At 40.5% G+C, this 20,338-nt stretch carries 23 protein-coding genes, 1 pseudogene and 1 riboswitch; of the genes and pseudogenes, 23 read left to right on the top strand and 1 reads right to left on the bottom strand.

Translation table 11 applies throughout. The features are described from left to right. The first annotated feature begins 638 nt into the window (after positions 1-638). From ADG03_RS07480 to ilvD, 15 genes and pseudogenes are all read left to right on the top strand, one after another. On the top strand, positions 639-1,574 hold the full coding sequence (locus tag ADG03_RS07480; protein ID WP_049473236.1) for a hypothetical protein: 936 nt from the start codon (positions 639-641) through the stop codon (positions 1,572-1,574). Positions 1,575-1,652: 78 nt separating this feature from the next. Then, the gene (locus ADG03_RS07475) at positions 1,653-2,387 is read left to right on the top strand and encodes a PoNe immunity protein domain-containing protein (protein WP_049473235.1); all 735 of its coding nucleotides are present in this window, start codon (positions 1,653-1,655) and stop codon (positions 2,385-2,387) included. A gap of 30 nt (positions 2,388-2,417) precedes the next feature. Beyond that, positions 2,418-3,173 carry a PoNe immunity protein domain-containing protein gene (locus tag ADG03_RS07470; protein ID WP_049473234.1) on the top strand — a complete coding sequence of 252 codons (756 nt, stop codon included), beginning with the start codon at positions 2,418-2,420 and terminating at the stop codon, positions 3,171-3,173. Positions 3,174-3,182: 9 nt separating this feature from the next. Next, positions 3,183-3,662 carry a toxin-antitoxin system YwqK family antitoxin gene (locus tag ADG03_RS07465; protein WP_049473233.1) on the top strand — a complete coding sequence of 160 codons (480 nt, stop codon included), beginning with the start codon at positions 3,183-3,185 and terminating at the stop codon, positions 3,660-3,662. Between the two features lie 11 nt (positions 3,663-3,673). Then, complete coding sequence (locus ADG03_RS07460; protein ID WP_192832144.1) at positions 3,674-4,333, top strand: endonuclease V; 660 nt, start codon at positions 3,674-3,676, stop codon at positions 4,331-4,333. 28 nt (positions 4,334-4,361) lie between these two features. Further along, a complete protein-coding gene (locus ADG03_RS11230) occupies positions 4,362-4,532 on the top strand; it encodes a hypothetical protein (protein WP_239667202.1) in 171 nt (56 codons plus the stop codon). 13 nt (positions 4,533-4,545) lie between these two features. Further along, positions 4,546-5,091, top strand: coding sequence for an ankyrin repeat domain-containing protein (locus ADG03_RS07455; protein ID WP_049473231.1), 546 nt, complete (start codon positions 4,546-4,548; stop codon positions 5,089-5,091). 52 nt (positions 5,092-5,143) lie between these two features. Then, positions 5,144-5,230: pseudogene (locus tag ADG03_RS12040) on the top strand (DUF6572 domain-containing protein); the annotation flags it as partial. 88 nt (positions 5,231-5,318) lie between these two features. After that, positions 5,319-6,233, top strand: a complete 915-nt coding sequence (locus ADG03_RS07450) for a hypothetical protein (RefSeq protein WP_049473230.1) — start codon at positions 5,319-5,321, stop codon at positions 6,231-6,233. A gap of 32 nt (positions 6,234-6,265) precedes the next feature. Further along, positions 6,266-6,991, top strand: coding sequence for an alpha/beta fold hydrolase (locus tag ADG03_RS07445; protein WP_049473229.1), 726 nt, complete (start codon positions 6,266-6,268; stop codon positions 6,989-6,991). 182 nt (positions 6,992-7,173) lie between these two features. Continuing rightward, entirely contained in the window at positions 7,174-8,157 is a 984-nt protein-coding gene (guaC, locus tag ADG03_RS07440) for a GMP reductase (protein ID WP_049473228.1), read from the top strand. Continuing rightward, positions 8,147-8,242, top strand: a riboswitch (purine riboswitch). It overlaps the preceding gene by 11 nt. Before the next feature lie 90 nt (positions 8,243-8,332). Next, the gene (locus ADG03_RS07435; protein ID WP_003001484.1) at positions 8,333-8,914 is read left to right on the top strand and encodes a xanthine phosphoribosyltransferase; all 582 of its coding nucleotides are present in this window, start codon (positions 8,333-8,335) and stop codon (positions 8,912-8,914) included. After that, a complete protein-coding gene (locus ADG03_RS07430) occupies positions 8,914-10,176 on the top strand; it encodes a nucleobase:cation symporter-2 family protein (RefSeq protein WP_049473227.1) in 1,263 nt (420 codons plus the stop codon). Before ADG03_RS07435 ends, ADG03_RS07430 begins: the two co-directional genes overlap by 1 nt. Before the next feature lie 110 nt (positions 10,177-10,286). Then, positions 10,287-11,630 (top strand): MATE family efflux transporter, encoded by a 1,344-nt coding sequence (locus ADG03_RS07425; protein WP_049473226.1) that lies wholly within the window; start codon positions 10,287-10,289, stop codon positions 11,628-11,630. A gap of 126 nt (positions 11,631-11,756) precedes the next feature. Continuing rightward, the gene (gene ilvD, locus ADG03_RS07420) at positions 11,757-13,475 is read left to right on the top strand and encodes a dihydroxy-acid dehydratase (RefSeq protein WP_013903555.1); all 1,719 of its coding nucleotides are present in this window, start codon (positions 11,757-11,759) and stop codon (positions 13,473-13,475) included. A 59-nt stretch (positions 13,476-13,534) separates the two neighbouring features. On the opposite strand, the gene ADG03_RS07415 is transcribed toward ilvD, so the two are convergent. Next, on the bottom strand, positions 13,535-13,717 hold the full coding sequence (locus tag ADG03_RS07415) for a 4-oxalocrotonate tautomerase (RefSeq protein WP_001117401.1): 183 nt from the start codon (positions 13,715-13,717) through the stop codon (positions 13,535-13,537). A 114-nt stretch (positions 13,718-13,831) separates the two neighbouring features. Here ADG03_RS07415 and ADG03_RS07410 point away from each other — a divergent pair, with 114 nt between their 5' ends. The 8 genes from ADG03_RS07410 to ADG03_RS07375 are packed head-to-tail and all read left to right on the top strand — an operon-like array spanning position 13,832 to position 20,320. Then, positions 13,832-14,416: a thymidine kinase gene (locus ADG03_RS07410; protein WP_049473225.1), complete on the top strand. Its 585-nt coding sequence runs from the start codon at positions 13,832-13,834 to the stop codon at positions 14,414-14,416. 21 nt (positions 14,417-14,437) lie between these two features. Beyond that, positions 14,438-14,911 carry a GNAT family N-acetyltransferase gene (locus ADG03_RS07405; protein WP_049473224.1) on the top strand — a complete coding sequence of 158 codons (474 nt, stop codon included), beginning with the start codon at positions 14,438-14,440 and terminating at the stop codon, positions 14,909-14,911. A gap of 15 nt (positions 14,912-14,926) precedes the next feature. Beyond that, entirely contained in the window at positions 14,927-16,006 is a 1,080-nt protein-coding gene (gene prfA / locus ADG03_RS07400) for a peptide chain release factor 1 (protein WP_045759437.1), read from the top strand. Then, positions 16,006-16,842: a peptide chain release factor N(5)-glutamine methyltransferase gene (gene prmC, locus ADG03_RS07395; RefSeq protein WP_049473223.1), complete on the top strand. Its 837-nt coding sequence runs from the start codon at positions 16,006-16,008 to the stop codon at positions 16,840-16,842. Before prfA ends, prmC begins: the two co-directional genes overlap by 1 nt. Then, positions 16,829-17,440, top strand: coding sequence for an L-threonylcarbamoyladenylate synthase (locus ADG03_RS07390; RefSeq protein ID WP_031577155.1), 612 nt, complete (start codon positions 16,829-16,831; stop codon positions 17,438-17,440). Before prmC ends, ADG03_RS07390 begins: the two co-directional genes overlap by 14 nt. 38 nt (positions 17,441-17,478) lie before the next feature. Then, on the top strand, positions 17,479-18,735 hold the full coding sequence (gene glyA / locus ADG03_RS07385) for a serine hydroxymethyltransferase (RefSeq protein ID WP_049473222.1): 1,257 nt from the start codon (positions 17,479-17,481) through the stop codon (positions 18,733-18,735). A gap of 8 nt (positions 18,736-18,743) precedes the next feature. Next, positions 18,744-19,718, top strand: a complete 975-nt coding sequence (locus ADG03_RS07380; protein WP_003001540.1) for a nucleoid-associated protein — start codon at positions 18,744-18,746, stop codon at positions 19,716-19,718. After that, positions 19,718-20,320, top strand: coding sequence for a lysozyme family protein (locus ADG03_RS07375; protein WP_023918108.1), 603 nt, complete (start codon positions 19,718-19,720; stop codon positions 20,318-20,320). The genes ADG03_RS07380 and ADG03_RS07375 overlap by 1 nt, the downstream gene beginning before the upstream one ends. Positions 20,321-20,338 lie beyond the last annotated feature (18 nt).

Raw genomic sequence — 20,338 nt, 5'->3', positions numbered from 1 at the left:
TGAGTTCGATTGCATAAAAAGGTATAATAAGACAAGTACTTGCAATCGACGAAGGAGGAAACCATGATTATTACGATTTTGTCACTCATTTTCTATTTCAGCTATATCGGATTCTTATGCTGGTTGGTCGTAAAAATTGTCGAAAAATTGTTCAATTTCTTGTTGAACCGTTAATAAAGAAACAATCCATTTCACCCCGAGTGAGTGGATTTTTTTGTGTCCTGTTTATTTGGAAGAAAGCAAATAAAAAGAGAGAGCTCAACGGTCTGAGATTGAAGACAAGTCGTATCAAAAACTTTCCTTAGGTGAGTACGGACGTCAGCGAACTTCTTCGAAGTTCCATGACTTAGTTTTGGACCTAAAGTTCCAAAACTCCCGAGTGTTAGAAACACAATTGTTTCTAACACTTTACCCATAGTGGAAAGTTTCGATATTTTTCAACTTATTATACTTTAAGATAGTTTTTTTACATTCTAAGAGACCCTGTGGTGTCTTTTTACTTATCTAATTCCCCTAGCTAGTGACTAACTTGAACTTCAAACTGTATTTCGGTATGATAGTAGATAATAGATTTACGGTTTGTTTGTGAGGACCTGACTGAGTATTATATAAGGGCCTGCAGATAAGAGGGAGAAGGAATGAAGAGATTTAAAAAGATTGCAATATTGTCTGCGATTTTTGTTGCAATTTTAGGATTATTTGTCTGGAAATACTACCAAGATAAACAAGAAAAAGAAGATTATTACAATAATGTGTACACTTACAGTGGTGATTACGAAATTGGTGATTATGAATTTCTAGGAGATAAGGGCATCGTAGCAAAGTGGGTTAGTAAAGATCCGGAAGAAGATAAACAAATTCGTAAGCACCTTAAGAACGATCCACAAAGTAAGGTTGAATATCATAACAATGATGTTATCATGGCAGGTAAACGTTTTATCATTAGAGAGAATTTTAAAACGATGTCGCGCAAAAAAGGTGGAAGTACCTATCGTTTATTAATCTATGATACAAAAGATCAAACTTTAAAAAAGAAAGAGGTTGATGTATTAAAATGGCTTCGAGAAAAAGGTGAAGGCTGGGGATTAAGTACAGTTGGTCCATCTTTAAATACACTACCTAACGGAAAAGAAGTGTTGTCGGTCAATATTAAAAAGAGTACAGAAAAAAAGGTGAATGGTATTCCGGTCTCTAAGACAGAAATTAAACCATATTATTTAGATTTGGAAACGGGTGAATTCATTGATTATCAGAAGGACAGCAAAAGAATAGAGGGATTATATTATTCAATCAATGAAAATTATCAAGGTGATTCTTCACCAGGAGATAAATTACTACATTATGGTCTTGATTTGAACTATAATACTGTAAACATCAAAAAAGAATTATTTGACAAAAATAAAGATCTACCTATTCGGAAGGAATATCCAAAGGCTTACAAAATTTTAAAAGAAAAGGATAGTGCCTATTATCTAACTTTTAATGGTGATAGAAGTCCAAAAGAAATTCTTGATCATTTATCCCCACTTATACCAGAAAGTGCTGAAATATTGTCCATCAATAGTAATTATTAGAGGGAAAGAACTATTTTGTATTCTATCTGATAATGTAATGCCTATGAAAATCTCTATATAATTATTGGAGGATAAGCTGTGAAAAGAGATACTATTTTTATTGAAGAGAAAATTCATGAACTAATTCAAATTAATAAATTATCTATTGATGAGTGGACTCAAGAATTAACAAAATTAAAACAAGGGGAAAATTCATACAAACGACCGGTTGAAGAAATTATCAAATCAGTACAACTTGATATTTCTATTTATCAGAAGGAGAATATGATAGCCGCCTACACTGCGGGATATTCTATTGAGAGATTGAGAGAAGGGTATCTTAAATATGTTGATAGTCTTGTCCCTGTGTGGCATAGCAATTCAGGATATGATGCAATGCTATGGGCCCTTTCCATTGGTATTTTGTTAGAGGTTGATGAAACGACTTTTGATAAATTGGTAGATTTGGTAAGGAAAGATGATCCTGAGGATTATTTAATCGATTATCTCATTCAGTTTCGTCATCCAGAATGGAAGATTCGGATAAACTATAATTTCCCAAGACCTTATGGCTTTACCCGAAAGATTATAGAGGAAGAAAATTCTGAAAAGGCTATATCTCTCTTGAAAGAATACTTGACTAAAAAATGGTATCAGGGATGTAGAGATGAAGGCTGGTATGATTTGCATAAGCGCAACATTGATAATTATTATGGCTACTGGTCTTTTGAATCAGGCGCTATTTGTAAAATTAAGGGATTGGAATATAAACATCTAGAAGGAGTTTCCTACTTCCCATACGATTTAGTCGCAGAAGGTGGAATATATAGATAATCTATATAAGGACTTAGAAAGAAGATAGAATTGGAACTAAGAGACACGTTTTCAAATAAAAATAATATCAATGGACTAATCCAAGTTTTTCAAAAAGCCATTCAGGATTCTGAAGAACGAATTCAAGTAATTGAACAGGATGAGAAAGAAGGAATCCAAAAATTTTCTTTGGACAATAAAGTTGTCATTTCGAATATAAGATCATCAATATGTCGGTACCAAAAAGAAGTTATGATAGCGACTTATACTGCGGGTTATTCTATTGAAGATTTCAAGGGTGAGTATATTAAGTATGTAGAGAGTTTGCAACTATCTTGGCAAGGCAATTCTGGCTATGAACAAATGGTCTGGGCCCTCTCTATTGGAATTTTGTTAGATGTTGAGGAGGATATATTCAATCAGCTAGTAGATTTGGTCAAGAAGGATGACCCAGAGGACTATTTGATTGACTATCTGATTCAATATCGACGTCCAGAGTGGAAGATTCGACTGAATTATAATTTTCCAAAGCCTTATGGTTTTACCAGAAAAATTATTGAAGAAGAGGATTCTGAACAAGCTCTAAATTTGCTTAAAGAATATGTGGCTAAGAAATGGTACCAAGGTAGCAGAGATACAGGATGGTACAATTTACATAAAACCAATAACAGAAGTTATTATGGTTATTGGTCCTTTGAATCAGGCGCTCTCTGCAAATTGAAGGGATTGGATTATAAACAGCTAGAAGGGCTTCCGTATTTTCCATATGATTTGGTTGCGGAAGGAACGCAACAAAATAAACTTTAAGGTTGGAAAATGACAGAAGATAAAATTTTAACAAAAGAAGAAGTTCTTCGTGATGGTGTTTGTTTTGAAGATGAACTAGACTGGGGCGGAGAATTCTATGAACAAATTGTCTGTGAAAATGAATTAGGAGAAGAGGTTCCTTATACTGGTTTAGCCTATGATTTATATTCAGATGGTCAATTAGAGTTTTATGGATATATAGATAATGGGTATAGGCATGGTCTAGCTGTCTACTTTTATTCTAATGGAAAAATTAAAAGTATTAATAATCAAGACAGAGGTTCAGCCGAAGGAATTCAAAAAGAATATTTTGAAAATGGTGATATTGAGTCGGTTTCTTATTGTATTGCAGGAGGAGAAATTCTCTATAAAAAATATGATGAGACTGGTAAAGTTATTGAAGAAAAAACAGAGCCTACCGAAGATGATTTCAAGATAGCAAAAAAGTGGGGTGTTGATTTATCGACTTTAGACATGAATTTGAAGTAGAACAAAATCACTTGAGATCTCAGATTGACTTAACGAATCGTTTCATACCTTCTGAAATCCAGTATGTGGCAGGAGTGGACCTTGCTTATTGGAAAGAAGGAGATAAGGAATATGGTGTTGCATGTATCGTTGTCATCGACCGTAAAACTATGGAAGTGTTGGAGGAAGTGAGTTACTCTGACGAAATCCATGTTCCTTATCTTCCTAGTTATTTAGCTTTTCGAGAGTTACCTTTGATTTTAGAGGCAGTAAAACTTTTAGGTGTTATACCAGATTTGTATATGTTTGATGGAAATGGATATTTACATCCGCGCAATATGGGGATAGCGACACACGCTTCTTTCTACTTGAATAAGCCGACGATTGGCGTCGCTAAAAACTATTACCATATTGACGGGGCACAATATACTGACCCTGAAAATCGTGAGGGAGCTTATACAAATATTGTAAAAAACGGTGAAATTTATGGGCAAGTTTTACGGACTCATCAAGATGTCAAGCCCATCTATATTTCTTGTGGGAATTGGATTGATCTGGAAACGACTCGGGAATTTGTTTTAGAATTTGTTACAAAAGATAGCCGTTTGCCAATCACAACACGATTCGCTGATATTATGTCACATCGAGAGAGAAATAAGAGAAAAAATATAGTTGGATTGGGGAAATTATGAGTAACAAAGTATCAATTATGTGCAAGAGATGTTTAAAAAAGAGGGTTCAGATGAACTCGTTCCTGCAGTAACCATTATATTAGACGGTCAAATTAGAAATATCATTGATGCCCTTTCAGAACGGAATGGCTATGAAGGCTATCCAGAAGCTATTTCAGAAATTCTTTTCAAAGGGATAGAAAGTTTGATTAAAAAATAAAAAGGTAGAAAGAATGAGAGTTTATGATTTAGAGTCATCTATTAGAAATGCAGATTTAAAATCGTTTCAGAAATACTATAATGGAGAAATACATCAAGAATTCACAAATGACAATCTTTCCATGTTAGAGCTACTATTTACGGAATCTAGTGATTTTTCTGATAGAATGCAAATCGCAGAATATCTGATTCATCAAGAAATTGATGTAAATCATCAATCAAAATCTAAGAGTACGGCTCTTCATTTACTATTGGGTTCTTCAAAAGCAAATTGGTCTGCTAATCCAAAATATCTTTTAGAAGAAGCAGAGCTTCTTATACAGAATGGAGCAGATGTGAATGTGATGGATTCTCACGGTGGAACACCTCTCTCATATGCAATTGCGACATTAAAAGCCTCTACTGAAGATTTACTTCCTTTATACAAGGCTCTTTTAAACGCTGGGGCATATGTAGATGAGCGTTCAGGGGTAACTTCGTGTATAGAGTTGACAAAAAAATTTCCTTGGAGAGCAGATTTACTTCCTTTGCTGGAGTATTATCAGGGGAAATCACAATGATTAGAACGATTTTGCTACTTCCAGAAAAGAAGTAAAGTAAAATTTGATAATTTCTGACAACAGTTTGGCCTTTCTCGCAGCTGTTCAGAAAGTATTGCAACCGACGGATATGTGTTTGAAGATAGAATTGCCGGAGTAATACCAACCCCTCGTTTAATCGAAATAGTTTGTGTAAAAAACTAGAGAATTGATTAAAAACTTGAAATAAATAGGAGAATGTTAATCGAATGAAATACCTAAAGGCCCTCAGCTTTCGAACTAAGGCGATTGTGAGTTTAATTTTGCTAGCTCTCTTTGCCTACTTAGCTTATTCCTATGCCTGGCCTAAATATGTTCAGTGGAAGGAAGGACATGAAGTACAGATTGTTAAAACAAAGGTAGAAAGAATCGAAACTTTTGGATCTCAGAATCGCTATGTTTATTATGAGACGAGTGGAGCTAATGGATCTTTTGTTTTATCCAATTATTATGTTGCAACTACAGATAAGTTTATTGGTAGCGGATCTAATCAACCGGTTGGATTATCATTTGATGTCTATGATCTTAATCATTTGAAGAATCCACCGAAAACGATTAACGTGGTCGAGCTTTTACAAACCTATGATCAGAGATACAAACTGGACTTTCAGGCAAGAGGAGGATATTCGGATAATGGTAGAGATTATATGGTTCTTTCTTTGGTAAATAAGGAGAACGATAAAGATAAAAAAGAAGTTGCTTTAGATTTAGAAAGTGAGAAGATCACACGGGCACTTCCTGAAGATAAGACAGAATATAAATGGCGCCCTTTTTCATTTTCTTATACCAATCTAGCTGATATAGCTAATGAGTACGGTTTTATAAGCTATTATGATTTATCTTACAGAAAGAATTTTAAAGTAAGAAAAGACGTTCAGCTAAATTTTATTAAAGAATATCCTGAATATTTTAAGAGGATTGGAGGATTAGCCTTTATTGTAGTTAGACAAGGAGACTACAATGATCCGGAAGCTATTTTCCAAGATATGCGCCATTGGTTTGCGCCAGTTGGTCAGGATAAATTAGATGTTATTGCAACAGATCCAAAGACAAATGAGCAAACTCCGATCCATACGTATAAAGAATACAGAGACTGGTACGAAAAACATCGAGATCACTTATAGTTTTTAGAATTTTAACAGTTAGGACAAAACACATGCAGTTTTATTTTATCGGTGGCTTAGGAGGCAATAGCTACCATCTGGCTCCACTTATTGAAAAACTAGGCTTTCCTGTGACCTTTCTAGATCCCTATAGGAAGATGATTCAGACAGAAAACGATCTTCGTGCTTGGTTTCAAGAGCAGATCGGCCAGGTGGAAGAGATCTGTTTATTTGGGCATTCCTTGGGTGGAGATTTGGCTCGTTATCTGGCTACTGAGTTTCCTCAGATCCAGGCTTTGATTCTCCTTGATGGTGGCTATCTGGATATGGAAAAGATCCTGCCTCTTGAGGAAGAGCTAGACGGCACCTTGTCCTTCATGCAGCAGCAAGTCTTTGCAACTTTAGAAGAAGCTATGTTATCCGAACTTGGTGAGGAAGCAGATCCTACTCCTATAGCGCGAAAAGCAGTAGAGGCTAGCTATCGCTGGAATCCGGCAAGTGAACAATATGAATTAAATCTAGATCTAGAAAAGATCTTGGCCTTATTGCGTCTACGGCGTCAGATGAAGACTTACCAGATTCCACTGGCAGACCTGCCTGTCCTTTTTATTGGACCTCGGTACCAAGAAGAGCCTGAATGGAGAAAAGAAGCTCTTAAGCAACTAGATCCCCAGATCCAGCAAGTCTTGCTAGATGGTTTAGGGCACGAACTATATACAGAGGCGCCTGAAATTGTAGCTAGAGAAGTCAACAATTGGCTCCAAAATGTTCATAAATAAAACCTGTTTCTCTTTTTGAAACGGGTTTTTGTCTTGTAATTTCCGAACGTTATTTCCTATAAAATCATTCCCATTGCATTAGGTCCGTATCTTTGGTATAATCTATCAAGGAAACGTCAAGAGACGTAGCGATGCGCTTGCGCATAGGTAGGTCAGTTTTTAGAAAAGAGATTTTTCAATCTATGTTAAATGAATTTCCTATTTTCGACTATGAAGATATTCAGTTGATTCCCAACAAATGTATCATCAATAGCCGGTCAGAAGCAGATACAACCGTCCAATTTGGAAAGCATACCTTCAAGCTTCCAGTCGTTCCTGCCAATATGCAGACAATCTTGGATGAGAATGTAGCAGAGCAGTTGGCGCGTGGTGGTTACTTCTACATCATGCACCGTTTTGATGAAGCGGGACGGATTCCTTTTGTCAAACGCATGCATGAGCAAGGTTTGATCGCTTCCATTTCAGTCGGTGTTAAGGAATACGAATACGACTTTGTAAGTCAATTAAAGGCAGATGCTCCTGAGTATATCACTATTGATATCGCACACGGTCATGCGGATAGTGTCATTCGGATGATTCAACACATCAAGAAAGAATTACCAGATACCTTTGTCATTGCTGGAAATGTTGGAACACCTGAAGCTGTTCGTGAATTGGAAAATGCGGGAGCTGATGCGACTAAGGTCGGGATCGGTCCTGGTAAGGTTTGTATCACCAAAGTTAAGACTGGATTTGGTACAGGTGGTTGGCAATTGGCTGCGCTTCGCTGGTGCTCAAAAGCAGCGCGTAAGCCAATCATTGCGGACGGTGGTATTCGGACACATGGTGATATTGCCAAATCGATTCGTTTCGGGGCATCTATGGTCATGATCGGTTCTCTCTTTGCAGGACATATCGAAAGTCCTGGTAAAACAATAGAGATTGATGGAGAGTCATTCAAGGAGTACTATGGATCTGCTTCAGAGTACCAAAAAGGCGCTTATAAGAACGTCGAAGGGAAGAAGATTTTATTGCCTGCCAAGGGTCATTTACAAGACACCCTGACAGAAATGGAACAAGATTTGCAAAGTTCGATCTCGTATGCAGGAGGCCGAAAATTAGCAGATTTGAAACACGTTGACTATGTGATCGTTAAGAATTCTATCTGGAATGGCGATGCACACTAATTGAATTACTTATTTATTTCACGAATGGGCGTGATGTTTCTACAAGGTGCCGGAACACCTAACAATAAGTAAGTCGGGACTATTTCTCTTTCTAGAGAGATTTCAAGGCTTGCTTAGCAGGCCTTTTTGTATTTTGTGAATGAAGTAGAGGATTTTTAAAAAAGTAGGAGGAAGTATGAAATTACTTGAAGAGCGCATCTTAAAAGATGGCAATGTTTTGGGTGAGAATATCCTCAAGGTGGATTCCTTTTTGACCCACCAAGTGGATTTCAAATTGATGAAAGAAATTGGTCAGACTTTTGCGGACCGGTTCAAAGATGCTGGCGTGACGAAAGTCGTAACCATTGAAGCATCTGGGATTGCACCTGCCCTTTATGTAGCTGAAGCCTTGGATGTTCCCATGATCTTTGCTAAGAAGGCGAAAAACATCACGATGAATGAGGGCATCTTGACGGCTGAGGTTTATTCCTTTACCAAGCAAGTCACCAGCACCGTTTCGATTGCTGGAAAATTCTTGGATCCATCGGACAAGGTTTTGATCATTGACGATTTCCTTGCAAATGGTCAAGCAGCCAAAGGATTGATTCAAATCATCGAACAAGCTGGTGCTCAAGTCGAAGCGATTGGGATTGTGATTGAAAAATCCTTCCAAGATGGACGGGGATTGTTAGAAGAGTTGGGATATCCAGTTGTATCCCTCGCACGTTTGGACCGTTTTGAAAATGGTCAGGTTGTATTTAAGGAGGCAGACATCTAATGCAAAAACAAGAAAGCCATTCACAGGCGGCCATTCTAGGCTTGCAACACCTTTTGGCCATGTATTCGGGATCTATTTTGGTGCCGATCATGATCGCAGGAGCTTTGGGCTATAACGCTCATCAACTAACCTATCTCATCTCTACAGATATCTTCATGTGTGGGGTCGCAACTTTCCTTCAAGTGCAGCTCAATAAATACTTTGGGATTGGCCTTCCGGTAGTACTTGGGGTTGCCTTCCAGTCTGTAGCGCCTCTCAGCATGATTGGGGCAAGCCATGGTAGTGGTGCCATGTTTGGTGCCTTGATTGTCTCAGGGATTTATGTCATCCTTGTCTCTGGTTTCTTCTCTAAGATTGCCAATCTCTTCCCATCTATTGTAACGGGATCCGTTATTACCACCATTGGTTTGACTTTGATTCCAGTAGCGATTGGAAATATGGGAAATAATGCGCCAAAACCAACCGTTCAAAGCTTGATTTTGGCTGTGGTGACTATTCTCATCATTTTAGTCGTTAATATCTATACGACTGGTTTTATTAAATCCATTTCAATTTTGATTGGTTTGATCGTAGGTACTGCCATTGCGGCTTCTATGGGCTTGGTAGACTTCACACCTGTGGCTCAAGCACCAGTCGTTCACGTTCCAACGCCTTTCTTCTTTGGAGCTCCTAAGTTTGAAATCACCTCCATCTTAATGATGTGTATCATCGCAACAGTTTCTATGGTGGAATCAACAGGTGTCTATCTTGCTCTTTCTGATATTACCAAAGATCCAATTAATAGCACGCGCCTTCGCAATGGTTACCGTGCTGAAGGGTTGGCTGTTCTCCTCGGTGGTATCTTCAACACCTTCCCTTACACCGGATTCTCACAAAACGTTGGCTTGGTGAAATTGTCTGGTATCAAGACTCGTCTCCCAATCTATTATGCGGCTGGTTTCCTTGTTCTTCTTGGTCTTCTTCCTAAGTTTGGAGCTTTGGCACAAATCATTCCAAGTCCAGTTCTTGGGGGAGCGATGCTGGTCATGTTTGGTTTTGTATCGATTCAAGGGATGCAGATTCTTGCGCGTGTTGATTTTGAGCACAATGAGCACAATTTCTTGATCGCTGCTGTATCGATTGCTGCAGGGGTTGGTTTGAACAACAGCACCCTCTTCAATGGCCTTCCAACAGGATTCCAAATGTTCTTTGCGAACGGAATTGTCGTTGCCAGTGTCTTGGCGATCGTTCTCAATGCTATTTTAAACCGCAACAAAAACTAATCTCACATGAACCGGAGGTCCTTGGATCTTCGGTTTTTTTGACTTTTAAAGAAACATATAGTAGAGTGGAAGAGGAGAAAATCTTATTTGATGAGAAGAGAGTTAGAATCATGTATGTAACCTATCACTTTAAAGAGCGCTTGCGCTTGTTTTTGAGTCTATTTTTGCCGATTTTGATCTATCAATTGGCCAATTATTCGGCCAGCTTTGTCGATACAGCCATGACTGGTCAGTACCGGACCCTTGATTTGGCTGGTGTTTCTACAGCTACCAGTCTGTGGAATCCATTTTTTACTTTTCTGACAGGGATTGTCTCTGCGCTGACACCGATTGTTGGGCATCATTTAGGCAAGGGAAATAAAGAACGGATTGCTGGCGATTTTTACCAATTCCTCTATCTGTCATTTGGTATGGCCATTCTCTTAATAGGCTTTGTTTGGGGGATTGCACCCATGATTCTCAAGCAGATCGGCTTAGAAAATGTTGTTGCTCAAATAGCCATTCGCTACTTATATTTCCTTTCTCTAGGAATCTTACCTTTGTTGCTCTTTAGTATCGTGCGGACCTTCCTCGATACCTTGGGCATGACGCGTCTATCCATGTACTTGATGCTCTTGCTCTTGCCTTTGAATGCTTGTTTTAACTATATCCTGATCTATGGAGCATTTGGTTTTCCTGAGATGGGAGGAGCAGGAGCAGGTCTTGGAACCTCTCTGGCCTACTGGGTCTTGTTGGCCATTGCGGTTTTGATCTTGTGCAAGCATCCCAAGGTAGCACCTTTCCAATTGTGGAAGCCACAGCCTTATGATTTTAAAGGGATGAAAGAAGTATTGCGACTTGGGCTTCCAATCGGTGGAATTGTTTTTGCAGAAGTTATCATCTTCTCGCTGGTTGGTTTGTTAATGGCAAAATTCCCATCACTGACCATTGCGAGTCACCAATCAGCCATGAATTTTTCAACCCTGATGTATGCTTTCCCGGTTAGTATCTCCAGTACCATGGCGATTATCGTATCTTACGAACTGGGAGCAGGAAGACCAGAAGTGGTCAAACAATATTGCCGTTTGGGACGACTGACAGCCTTTGGCTTTGCCATTGTCACCCTCGTCTTTCTCTATACATTCCGCTTCAAACTGGCAGGGCTATACGGCAAGGACCCAGTCTTTGTGCAACAAACAGCGATTTTCATGACTTATAGCCTCTTTTTCCAAGTGGCTGATACTTTTGCAGCACCCCTACAAGGGATTTTGCGGGGTTATAAGGATACAACGGTTCCATTCTTATTAGGCGTTTTTAGTTATTGGTGTATCTCTATCCCACTAGGGATTTTCCTTGATCATGTGACCAACTTGGGTCCCTATGCTTATTGGATCGGCCTTATTTCTAGCCTTGTCGTGAGTGGAATTTGTTACCAGCTTCGGCTTTGGCAGATCGAAAAAAAGCAGGCAAACTAAAATGAAGTCTGGGAAACCAGGCTTTTTATGTGCCGTGAATATTATAAATTTTCTGAAAGTTCTTGACAATTGATGTCAAAGTGGTAAGATTAGGAGGTAGAAATGAAGAACTAGAAGGAGAACAAGATGAGAAGTGATATGATCAAAATGGGGATCGACCGGGCACCAGCACGTGGTCTCCTCTATGCAACAGGGCAAGTAAAATCAGCAAAGGATATGCAAAAGCCCTTTATTGCCATTTGTAACTCCTATATTGATATCGTTCCAGGCCATGTTCACCTGCGTGAATTAGCAGATGTTGCCAAGGAAGCTATTCGCGAGGCTGGTGGGATTCCTTTTGAATTTAATACCATCGGTGTCGATGATGGGATTGCGATGGGCCATATCGGGATGCGTTATAGTTTGCCATCTCGTGAGTTGATCGCAGATGCTGCTGAAACGGTCATCAATGCCCACTGGTTTGATGGTGTTTTCTATATTCCCAACTGTGATAAGATTACACCAGGTATGATTTTGGCAGCCATGCGGACCAATGTGCCAGCTGTATTTTGTTCTGGTGGACCTATGAAGGGTGGCGTTGACATGACAGGGCATCAGGCGACTCTCTCAAGTTTGTTTGAAGCTGTCGGTACTTATCAAGCTGGTGATATGGGCATGGATGAACTGGATTTCTTGGAAAAAAATGCCTGTCCAACCTGTGGCTCTTGCTCTGGTATGTTTACTGCCAATTCCATGAACTGTTTGATGGAAGTATTAGGCCTTGCTCTTCCTGGAAATGGTACCATCCTAGCTGTCTCAGATGAACGCCGGGAATTGGTTCGCCAAGCGGCCAAACAATTGGTAGAGAATATTAAAAAGGATATCCGCCCACGGGATATTGTGACCAAAGAAGCCATCGACGATGCCTTTGCGCTCGATATGGCCATGGGTGGTTCTACCAATACTGTGCTTCATACACTCGCTATTGCGCGTGAAGCAGGGATTGACTATGATCTCAAAGATATCAACGAAATTGCCAAGAAGACACCTTATCTCTCTAAAATTGCCCCTTCAAGTGTTTACACTATGCATGATGTGCATGAAGCTGGTGGTGTTCCAGCCATTATCAATCAGTTGATCAAAAAAGGTGCCATTAAGGGTGATCGTATCACAGTTACTGGTAAAACCTTGAAAGAAAACGTAGCTGGTGCTGAAATCAAAAATGAAGAAATTATCCATCCAATCGAGCATCCGATTTCACCTGTAGGTGGTTTGTCGATCCTTTACGGAAATATTGCTCAGGATGGGGCTGTTATCAAGGTCGGTGGGGTCGATCCATCTGTGACTACTTTCCGTGGTAAAGCTATTTGTTGCGATTCACAAGATCAAGCCCTTGAGTTGATTGACAATGGAACAGTCAAGAAGGGCCATGTTGTTGTCATTCGTTACGAAGGTCCTCAGGGTGGTCCTGGTATGCCAGAGATGCTAGCACCAACTTCTAAGATTGTCGGACGCGGTCTTGGTAAGGATGTGGCACTGATTACGGATGGTCGTTTCTCAGGAGCTACTCGTGGGATTGCGATTGGTCACGTTTCCCCAGAAGCAGCAGAAGGTGGGAATATCGCCCTAATCGAAGATGGGGATGAAATCGTGATTGACCTTCCAAATCGTACGCTTGATTTGCTTGTCGATGATGCAACTCTTGCAGAACGTCGCAAACACTTGAAACCATTCAAATCAAAAATCTCCAGCGGTTGGTTGCGTCGCTATACAGCCTTTGCCAAATCAGCCAACGTCGGCGGAACCTTGATGAGTGACGAAGAATTCGAAGAACGGAAAGCAGAACGTCAAGCCCAAGAAAAATAAGAAAAAACCTTTCCTGCTATGTGATATCACAAGTAAGAAAGGCTTTTTTAGTGGAACCATTATTTGGTGCGCATTTCACCTTGAGGGAAGTAGGTTCCTTCAGGCATATCATTAATGATAACGTGAACAGCTGACTGAGGAGCGCCAGTATTGCGGACAACAGCTTCGGTTACTTCCTTGGCCAAGGCTTTCTTTTGTTCCAAGGTGCGTCCTTCAAATAGGTCAATTCGTACAAATGGCATATGGCCACCTCCTAAATTTTTTATAGGACTATTTTATCACATTTTGGGATACAAAGCTTAGCAAAATTATGGTAAAATGATAATGAAACACATTTTAGAGAGAACAAAAGGAAAATGGCACAATTATATTATAAATATGGGACCATGAACTCGGGGAAAACCATTGAGATCTTGAAGGTGGCCCATAATTATGAAGAGCAAGGCAAGAGCGTCGTTATCATGACATCAGCAATCGACACCAGAGATGGAGTAGGGGTGGTTTCTAGTCGAATCGGTATGAAACGGGAAGCCGTTGCGATCGAAGACGAAACCGATATCTTTGGCTTTATTAAAAACCAAGCAATCAAACCTTACTGTGTCTTAATCGATGAAGCTCAGTTTTTGAAACGCCACCATGTCTATGATTTGGCAAGGGTCGTGGATGAACTGGATGTGCCGGTCATGGCTTTTGGCCTCAAAAATGATTTCCGAAATGAACTCTTTGAAGGTTCCAAACACCTCCTCTTGTTAGCCGACAAGATCGAGGAAATCAAAACCATCTGCCAATACTGTTCCCGTAAGGCGACCATGGTCTTGCGCACCCAAGCGGGCAAACCTGTCTACGACGGAGAGCAGATCCAGATTGGTGGACACGAGACCTATATCTCGGTTTGCCGCAAGCATTATTTTAATCCGGACATACCAACTGAAAGCGTCTAGAACGTTTTAAAGAGGGTAAAAATGTCTATTTGTTTAAAAGATATTACAATAGAGAATTATTTTGACGTTTTAAATCTAGAAGTTCATCCAAACCAAAGGAATTTTATTGCATCCAATTCCGTTAGTTTAGCTGAAGCCTATGTATATGATAAAAATGGTGATTTTATAGCTCCCTTAGCAGTTTATGATAAGGAAGTATTAGTTGGTTTTGTTATGATTGCCTATGACCGGAAAATTGGGATCAGTAAGGGGAACTACTTGTTATTTCGTTTTATGATCGATAAACGATTTCAAGGTTTAGGCTATTTTAAACCGACTATGGATGCAGTCATTGACTTTGTTCGAACAGAGCCAGCTGGAAAAGCAACAAGTCTTTGGTTATCTTATGAACCGGAAAATAATCAAGCGAGATCTTGCTATCTCCATTATGGATTTAAAGAAACTGGCGAAGTCATAGAAGACGAAATTGTAGCAATCTATGATCTAACAACCTAGAATTAAGGAGCAAACATGAATATCTATGATCAACTACAAGCTGTAGAAGACCGTTATGAAGAGTTAGGGGAATTATTGAGTGACCCAGATGTGGTCTCTGATACCAAACGCTTTATGGAGCTTTCAAAAGAAGAAGCTTCCAGCCGTGATACGGTGACAGCTTACCGAGAGTACAAACAAGTCCTTCAAAACATTGTCGACGCTGAAGAAATGATTAAGGAAGCAGGCGGCGATGCGGATTTGGAAGAAATGGCCAAGCAAGAGCTAAAAGATGCTAAGGCTGAAAAAGAAGAGTACGAAGAAAAATTGAAGATCTTACTTCTTCCTAAAGATCCAAACGATGACAAGAACATTATCTTGGAAATCCGTGGGGCAGCTGGAGGAGACGAAGCCCAATTGTTTGCTGGTGACCTCTTGCAGATGTACCAAAAATATGCAGAAAGCCAAGGCTGGCGCTTTGAAGTCATGGAAGCTTCCTACAATGGCGTTGGTGGGATCAAAGAAGTCGTAGCCATGGTTTCTGGTCAATCAGTCTACTCGAAACTCAAGTATGAATCTGGTGCCCACCGGGTGCAACGGGTTCCAGTGACAGAAAGCCAAGGTCGTGTCCATACTTCAACTGCCACAGTTCTGGTCATGCCAGAAATCGAAGAAGTCGAGTATGACATTGATCCAAGAGACCTTCGGATTGACATCTACCACGCATCTGGTGCGGGTGGACAGAACGTCAACAAGGTCGCTACAGCCGTTCGTATCGTTCACTTGCCAACCAATATCAAGGTCGAGATGCAGGAAGAACGGACGCAACAAAAGAACCGCGAAAAAGCCATGAAGATCATCCGTGCGCGTGTGGCTGACCACTTTGCTCAGATTGCCCAAGACGAGCAAGACGCTGAGCGGAAGTCTACTATCGGGACTGGTGACCGTTCAGAGCGGATCCGGACTTACAACTTCCCTCAAAACCGTGTGACCGATCACCGGATTGGCTTGACCCTTCAAAAACTGGATACCATCTTATCTGGTAAATTAGATGAAGTGGTCGATGCTTTGGTCTTGTATGATCAAACACAAAAACTAGAAGAGTTGAACAAATAATGTTGTTGGGACCATTATTAGCCCAGTATGAAGAAGAATTAATAGCCATTGGAGAGGAAGCAGAAAGCCTCTCCTTCGCGTATCGTGCTTTAAAAAACTGGACCTTTACAGACTTTGTCCTTGCCTTGCAAACAGAAGTAAAAGTAGAGGATCAGGCCTTGCTTCTATCCATCTTTGAGCAGCTGAAACATCACGTCCCTGCCCAATATATTATTGGCAGCGCAGAATTTTTTGGTCATGTTTTTACAGTTGATGAGCGTGTGCTGATTCCACGACCTGAAACGGAAGAATTGGTCGCTCTTATTCTTGAAGAAAACGATGAGAAAGCCTTACGAGTTCTAGATATCGGAACAGGTAGTGGGGCTATTGCTATTAGCCTAGCCCTTGCTAGACCTACCTGGCAGGTTCAAGCTAGTGATGTCTCAGAAGAGGCTTTAGCCCTGGCTCAAGAAAATGCCAAGCAGTTAGAAGCTTTCCTTGAATTTAAGTCGTCAGATGTTTTGGAGCAGCTACCAGGTCCCTATGACCTGATTGTGTCCAACCCTCCTTATATCTCCCATGATGATGTAGAAGAAGTCGGAGCCAATGTTTTAGCCTCTGAACCCCACTTAGCTCTTTTTGCGGATCGTGATGGATATGCTATCTACGAAAAGATTGCCCAGCAAGCACCAAGTGTTTTAACACCAGACGGAAAGATCTATCTAGAAATTGGCTATAAGCAAGGAGCCAAAGTAAAAGAGCTCTTTCAAGAAGCGTTTCCTAACAAACGAGTTCGCGTTCTGAAAGACCAATTTGGACAAGATAGAATGGTAGTAGTAGACAATGGATCACATTGAGAAAGAATTAGAAGCAGGACGTGCAGTTATTCTGCCAACTGAGACAGTCTATGGTATTTTCGCCAAAGCTTTGAATCAAGAGGCAGTCGATTATATATACGAATTAAAACGTAGACCGAGAGACAAGGCTCTGAATTTAAATGTAGCCGGCGAAGAAGAAATTCGACTTTATTCGAAAAATCAACCTAGTTATTTAACAAAACTGGTTGATTCATTTTTACCAGGGCCTCTGACTATTATTCTTCAGGCAAATGAAAAGGTACCTGGCTGGATTCATTCAGGATTGGATACAGTTGGCTTCCGTATTCCGGCTCACCCAAAAACATTGGAATTAATTCGTAAATACGGTCCTTTGGTTGGTCCCTCGGCCAATCTTTCAGGTCATGCAAGTGGAACAAAGTATAAGGCCATTGTAAGCGAATTTGATCAAGTGGTTCCTGGTGTCGAGGATGATGAATTTCTGACTGGACAAGATTCAACTATTTTGGATATCTCTGGTTCCAAAGCAAGGATTTTGCGACAAGGTTCAATTACCAAAGCTGATTTGCTTGCACATGTGCCCGAGCTTTCCTTTGAGGATGATGAACTTCCTCAGTGATAATGTACATAAATAATTTTTTATAAAGGAGTAGACCGATGATTTTTGATAAAGAAGATTACAAAGCTTATGATGCAGACCTATGGAATGCGATCGCTAAAGAAGAAGAGCGTCAACAAAATAATATTGAGTTGATTGCTTCTGAAAATGTCGTCTCTAAGGCAGTGATGGCTGCTCAAGGGTCTATTCTGACCAATAAATATGCCGAAGGCTACCCAGGTCGTCGTTACTATGGCGGGACAGATGTGGTCGATGTGGTCGAAAGTCTCGCGATCGAACGAGCCAAAGAAATCTTTGGTGCTAAATTTGCCAACGTTCAACCACATTCAGGAAGTCAGGCAAACTGTGCTGCCTATATGGCCTTGATTGAGCCTGGTGATACTGTCATGGGGATGGATTTAGCTGCCGGTGGGCATTTGACGCACGGAGCTTCTGTGAGCTTCTCTGGTCAAACCTATAACTTTGTGTCCTATAGTGTAGATCCTGAAACAGAGCTCTTGGATTTTGATGCCATCCTAAAACAAGCCCAAGAAGTGAAGCCAAAACTCATCGTCGCTGGTGCCTCAGCCTACTCTCATATCATTGATTTCTCTAAATTCCGTGAGATTGCGGATGCAGTAGGAGCAAAGCTCATGGTTGACATGGCCCATATTGCTGGTCTCGTGGCAGCGGGTCTTCATCCAAGTCCGGTTCCTTATGCCCATATCACGACTACGACCACTCACAAGACCCTTCGTGGCCCTCGTGGAGGTCTGATCTTGACCAACGATGAAGACTTGGCTAAGAAGATTAATTCAGCTATTTTCCCTGGTATTCAAGGAGGACCGTTGGAGCATGTCATTGCAGCCAAAGCTGTCGCCTTCAAAGAAGCGCTGGATCCTGCCTTTAAAGAGTATGCAGCTAACGTGATTAAGAACAGTCAGGCCATGGCTGATGTCTTCTTGCAAGATCCAGATTTCCGCGTTATTTCAGGCGGAACAGAGAACCACCTTTTCCTTGTCGACGTCACTAAAGTCGTTGAAAATGGAAAAGTGGCGCAAAACTTGTTGGATGAAGTCAATATCACCCTCAACAAGAACTCTATTCCTTATGAAACCTTGTCTCCATTTAAGACCAGTGGGATTCGGATTGGTGCAGCAGCCATCACCGCTCGTGGTTTTGGTGAAAAAGAAAGTCGCACCGTTGCTGAAATGATGATCAAAGCGCTGAAGAATGCGGACAAGCAAGAAGTATTAGACGAAGTACGTAGCCAAGTCAAAGCCTTGACAGACGCCTTTCCACTTTACGAGGACTAAACCATCTTATGGATATTTACGTAAAAAAAGCCATCATTCATCAATTTAGCCCTGACGATACCGATCTCTATCTAGCAGATAAATTTCTCAATATCACACCTAAAATTGAGGAATACTTGCGTAAGAAGATTGAACGGGTCTACTCTGATGAAGCCAGGACCGGTATTTTCGAAGAGGACAATCCTTTTCTTGAGATGATCTCAGATGACCTATTAGAAACTTCGGTCGCAGTAGCGAATCGCTGGAAGGAAGAATTTGTCGTCTCTGAGAATCAAAAGACTAACGATTTGGTGTTCATTCAATTCTCAAAAGAAGGGGTGGACCATTTTGCCTTTCTTCGGATCGCCTTACGGGAAACCTTGACGCATCTTGGCGGTGAAGTGGACAATCCGATTAAGCTGACGCAAAATAATCTACCTGGTTTTGGGACTGGTGCAGATGAAGCTTTGGTCATCAATCTTCAAAGCCACAAATACCACTTGATTGAAAAACGGATCAAGTACAACGGGACTTTCTTGAACTATTTTTCTGAGAATCTGTTGCAGGCGCAACCCAAGATCTCCCCTAAAAAATCGATCAAGGCACTAGAAAAAACAGCCCAGAAGATTGCGGAAAGCTTCAACACAGATGATTTTCAATTTCAATCAAAGGTTAAATCAGCTATTTTCAACCATATTGAGGAAGAAAATAAACTCTCTCCTGAGAAATTAGCGGATGATCTCTTCGACGACAATCTGACTGCCCGGCTTAGTTTTATTGACCAAGTTAAAGAAGCTGTACCAGAGCCTGTCACCTTTGAAGAGATTGATGCAAGTCGCCAGTTGAAGAAGTTCGAAAATCAGAAATTGTCATTGTCAAATGGAATTGAACTGATCGTTCCGAATAATGTCTATGAAGATGCAGAATCTGTTGAATTTATTCTAAACGAGAACGGGACCTATTCTATTCTGATCAAAAATATTGAGGATATACAGAGTAAATAATGATTAAACGTATAGTGAAGATCTTCTTATTCATCTTACTAATATTTGGAATCTACAAGGGTGTTCAGATCCACCATGATGTCAAACAAGTCATGCAGTACCGCTCCCTGGTTAGAGAAGTCCTTGCTGAGGAGGACACCACGGCCAATGAAAACCTCATTCTGGCTATGATCTATACGGAGACCAAAGGCAGAGAAGACGATGTCATGCAGGCGAGTGAGAGTGCAAGTGGTGAGACCAATACTATTAGTGATAATAAGGCCAGTATTCGCCAAGGAATTCAAACTCTTTCAGATGAGTTAAAAGAAGCCAAGAAAAAAGGCGTTGATAGCTGGACTGCGGTTCAAGCCTATAATTTTGGGAAAGACTACATCGATTACGTCGCAAAACACGGTGGAACAAATTCCCTAGAGTTGGCCCGCGCTTATTCACGGGATGTAGTAGCGCCAAGTCTTGGCAATGTAACCGGTGAAACTTATCTTTACCTCCACCCTATCTCTCTTTTAAACGGGATGGAACTCTACATTAATGGGGGTAACATTTATTATTCTCGTTTAGTAGAAACCAATATGACGATTATGAAGTTATTTTCATGGTTTTAATCATTTTCCAGAGAGCCA

Source organism: Streptococcus parasanguinis, from assembly GCF_001069785.1.
Taxonomy (GTDB): domain Bacteria; phylum Bacillota; class Bacilli; order Lactobacillales; family Streptococcaceae; genus Streptococcus; species Streptococcus parasanguinis_T.
This window is presented reverse-complemented; position numbering and strand designations above follow the sequence as displayed.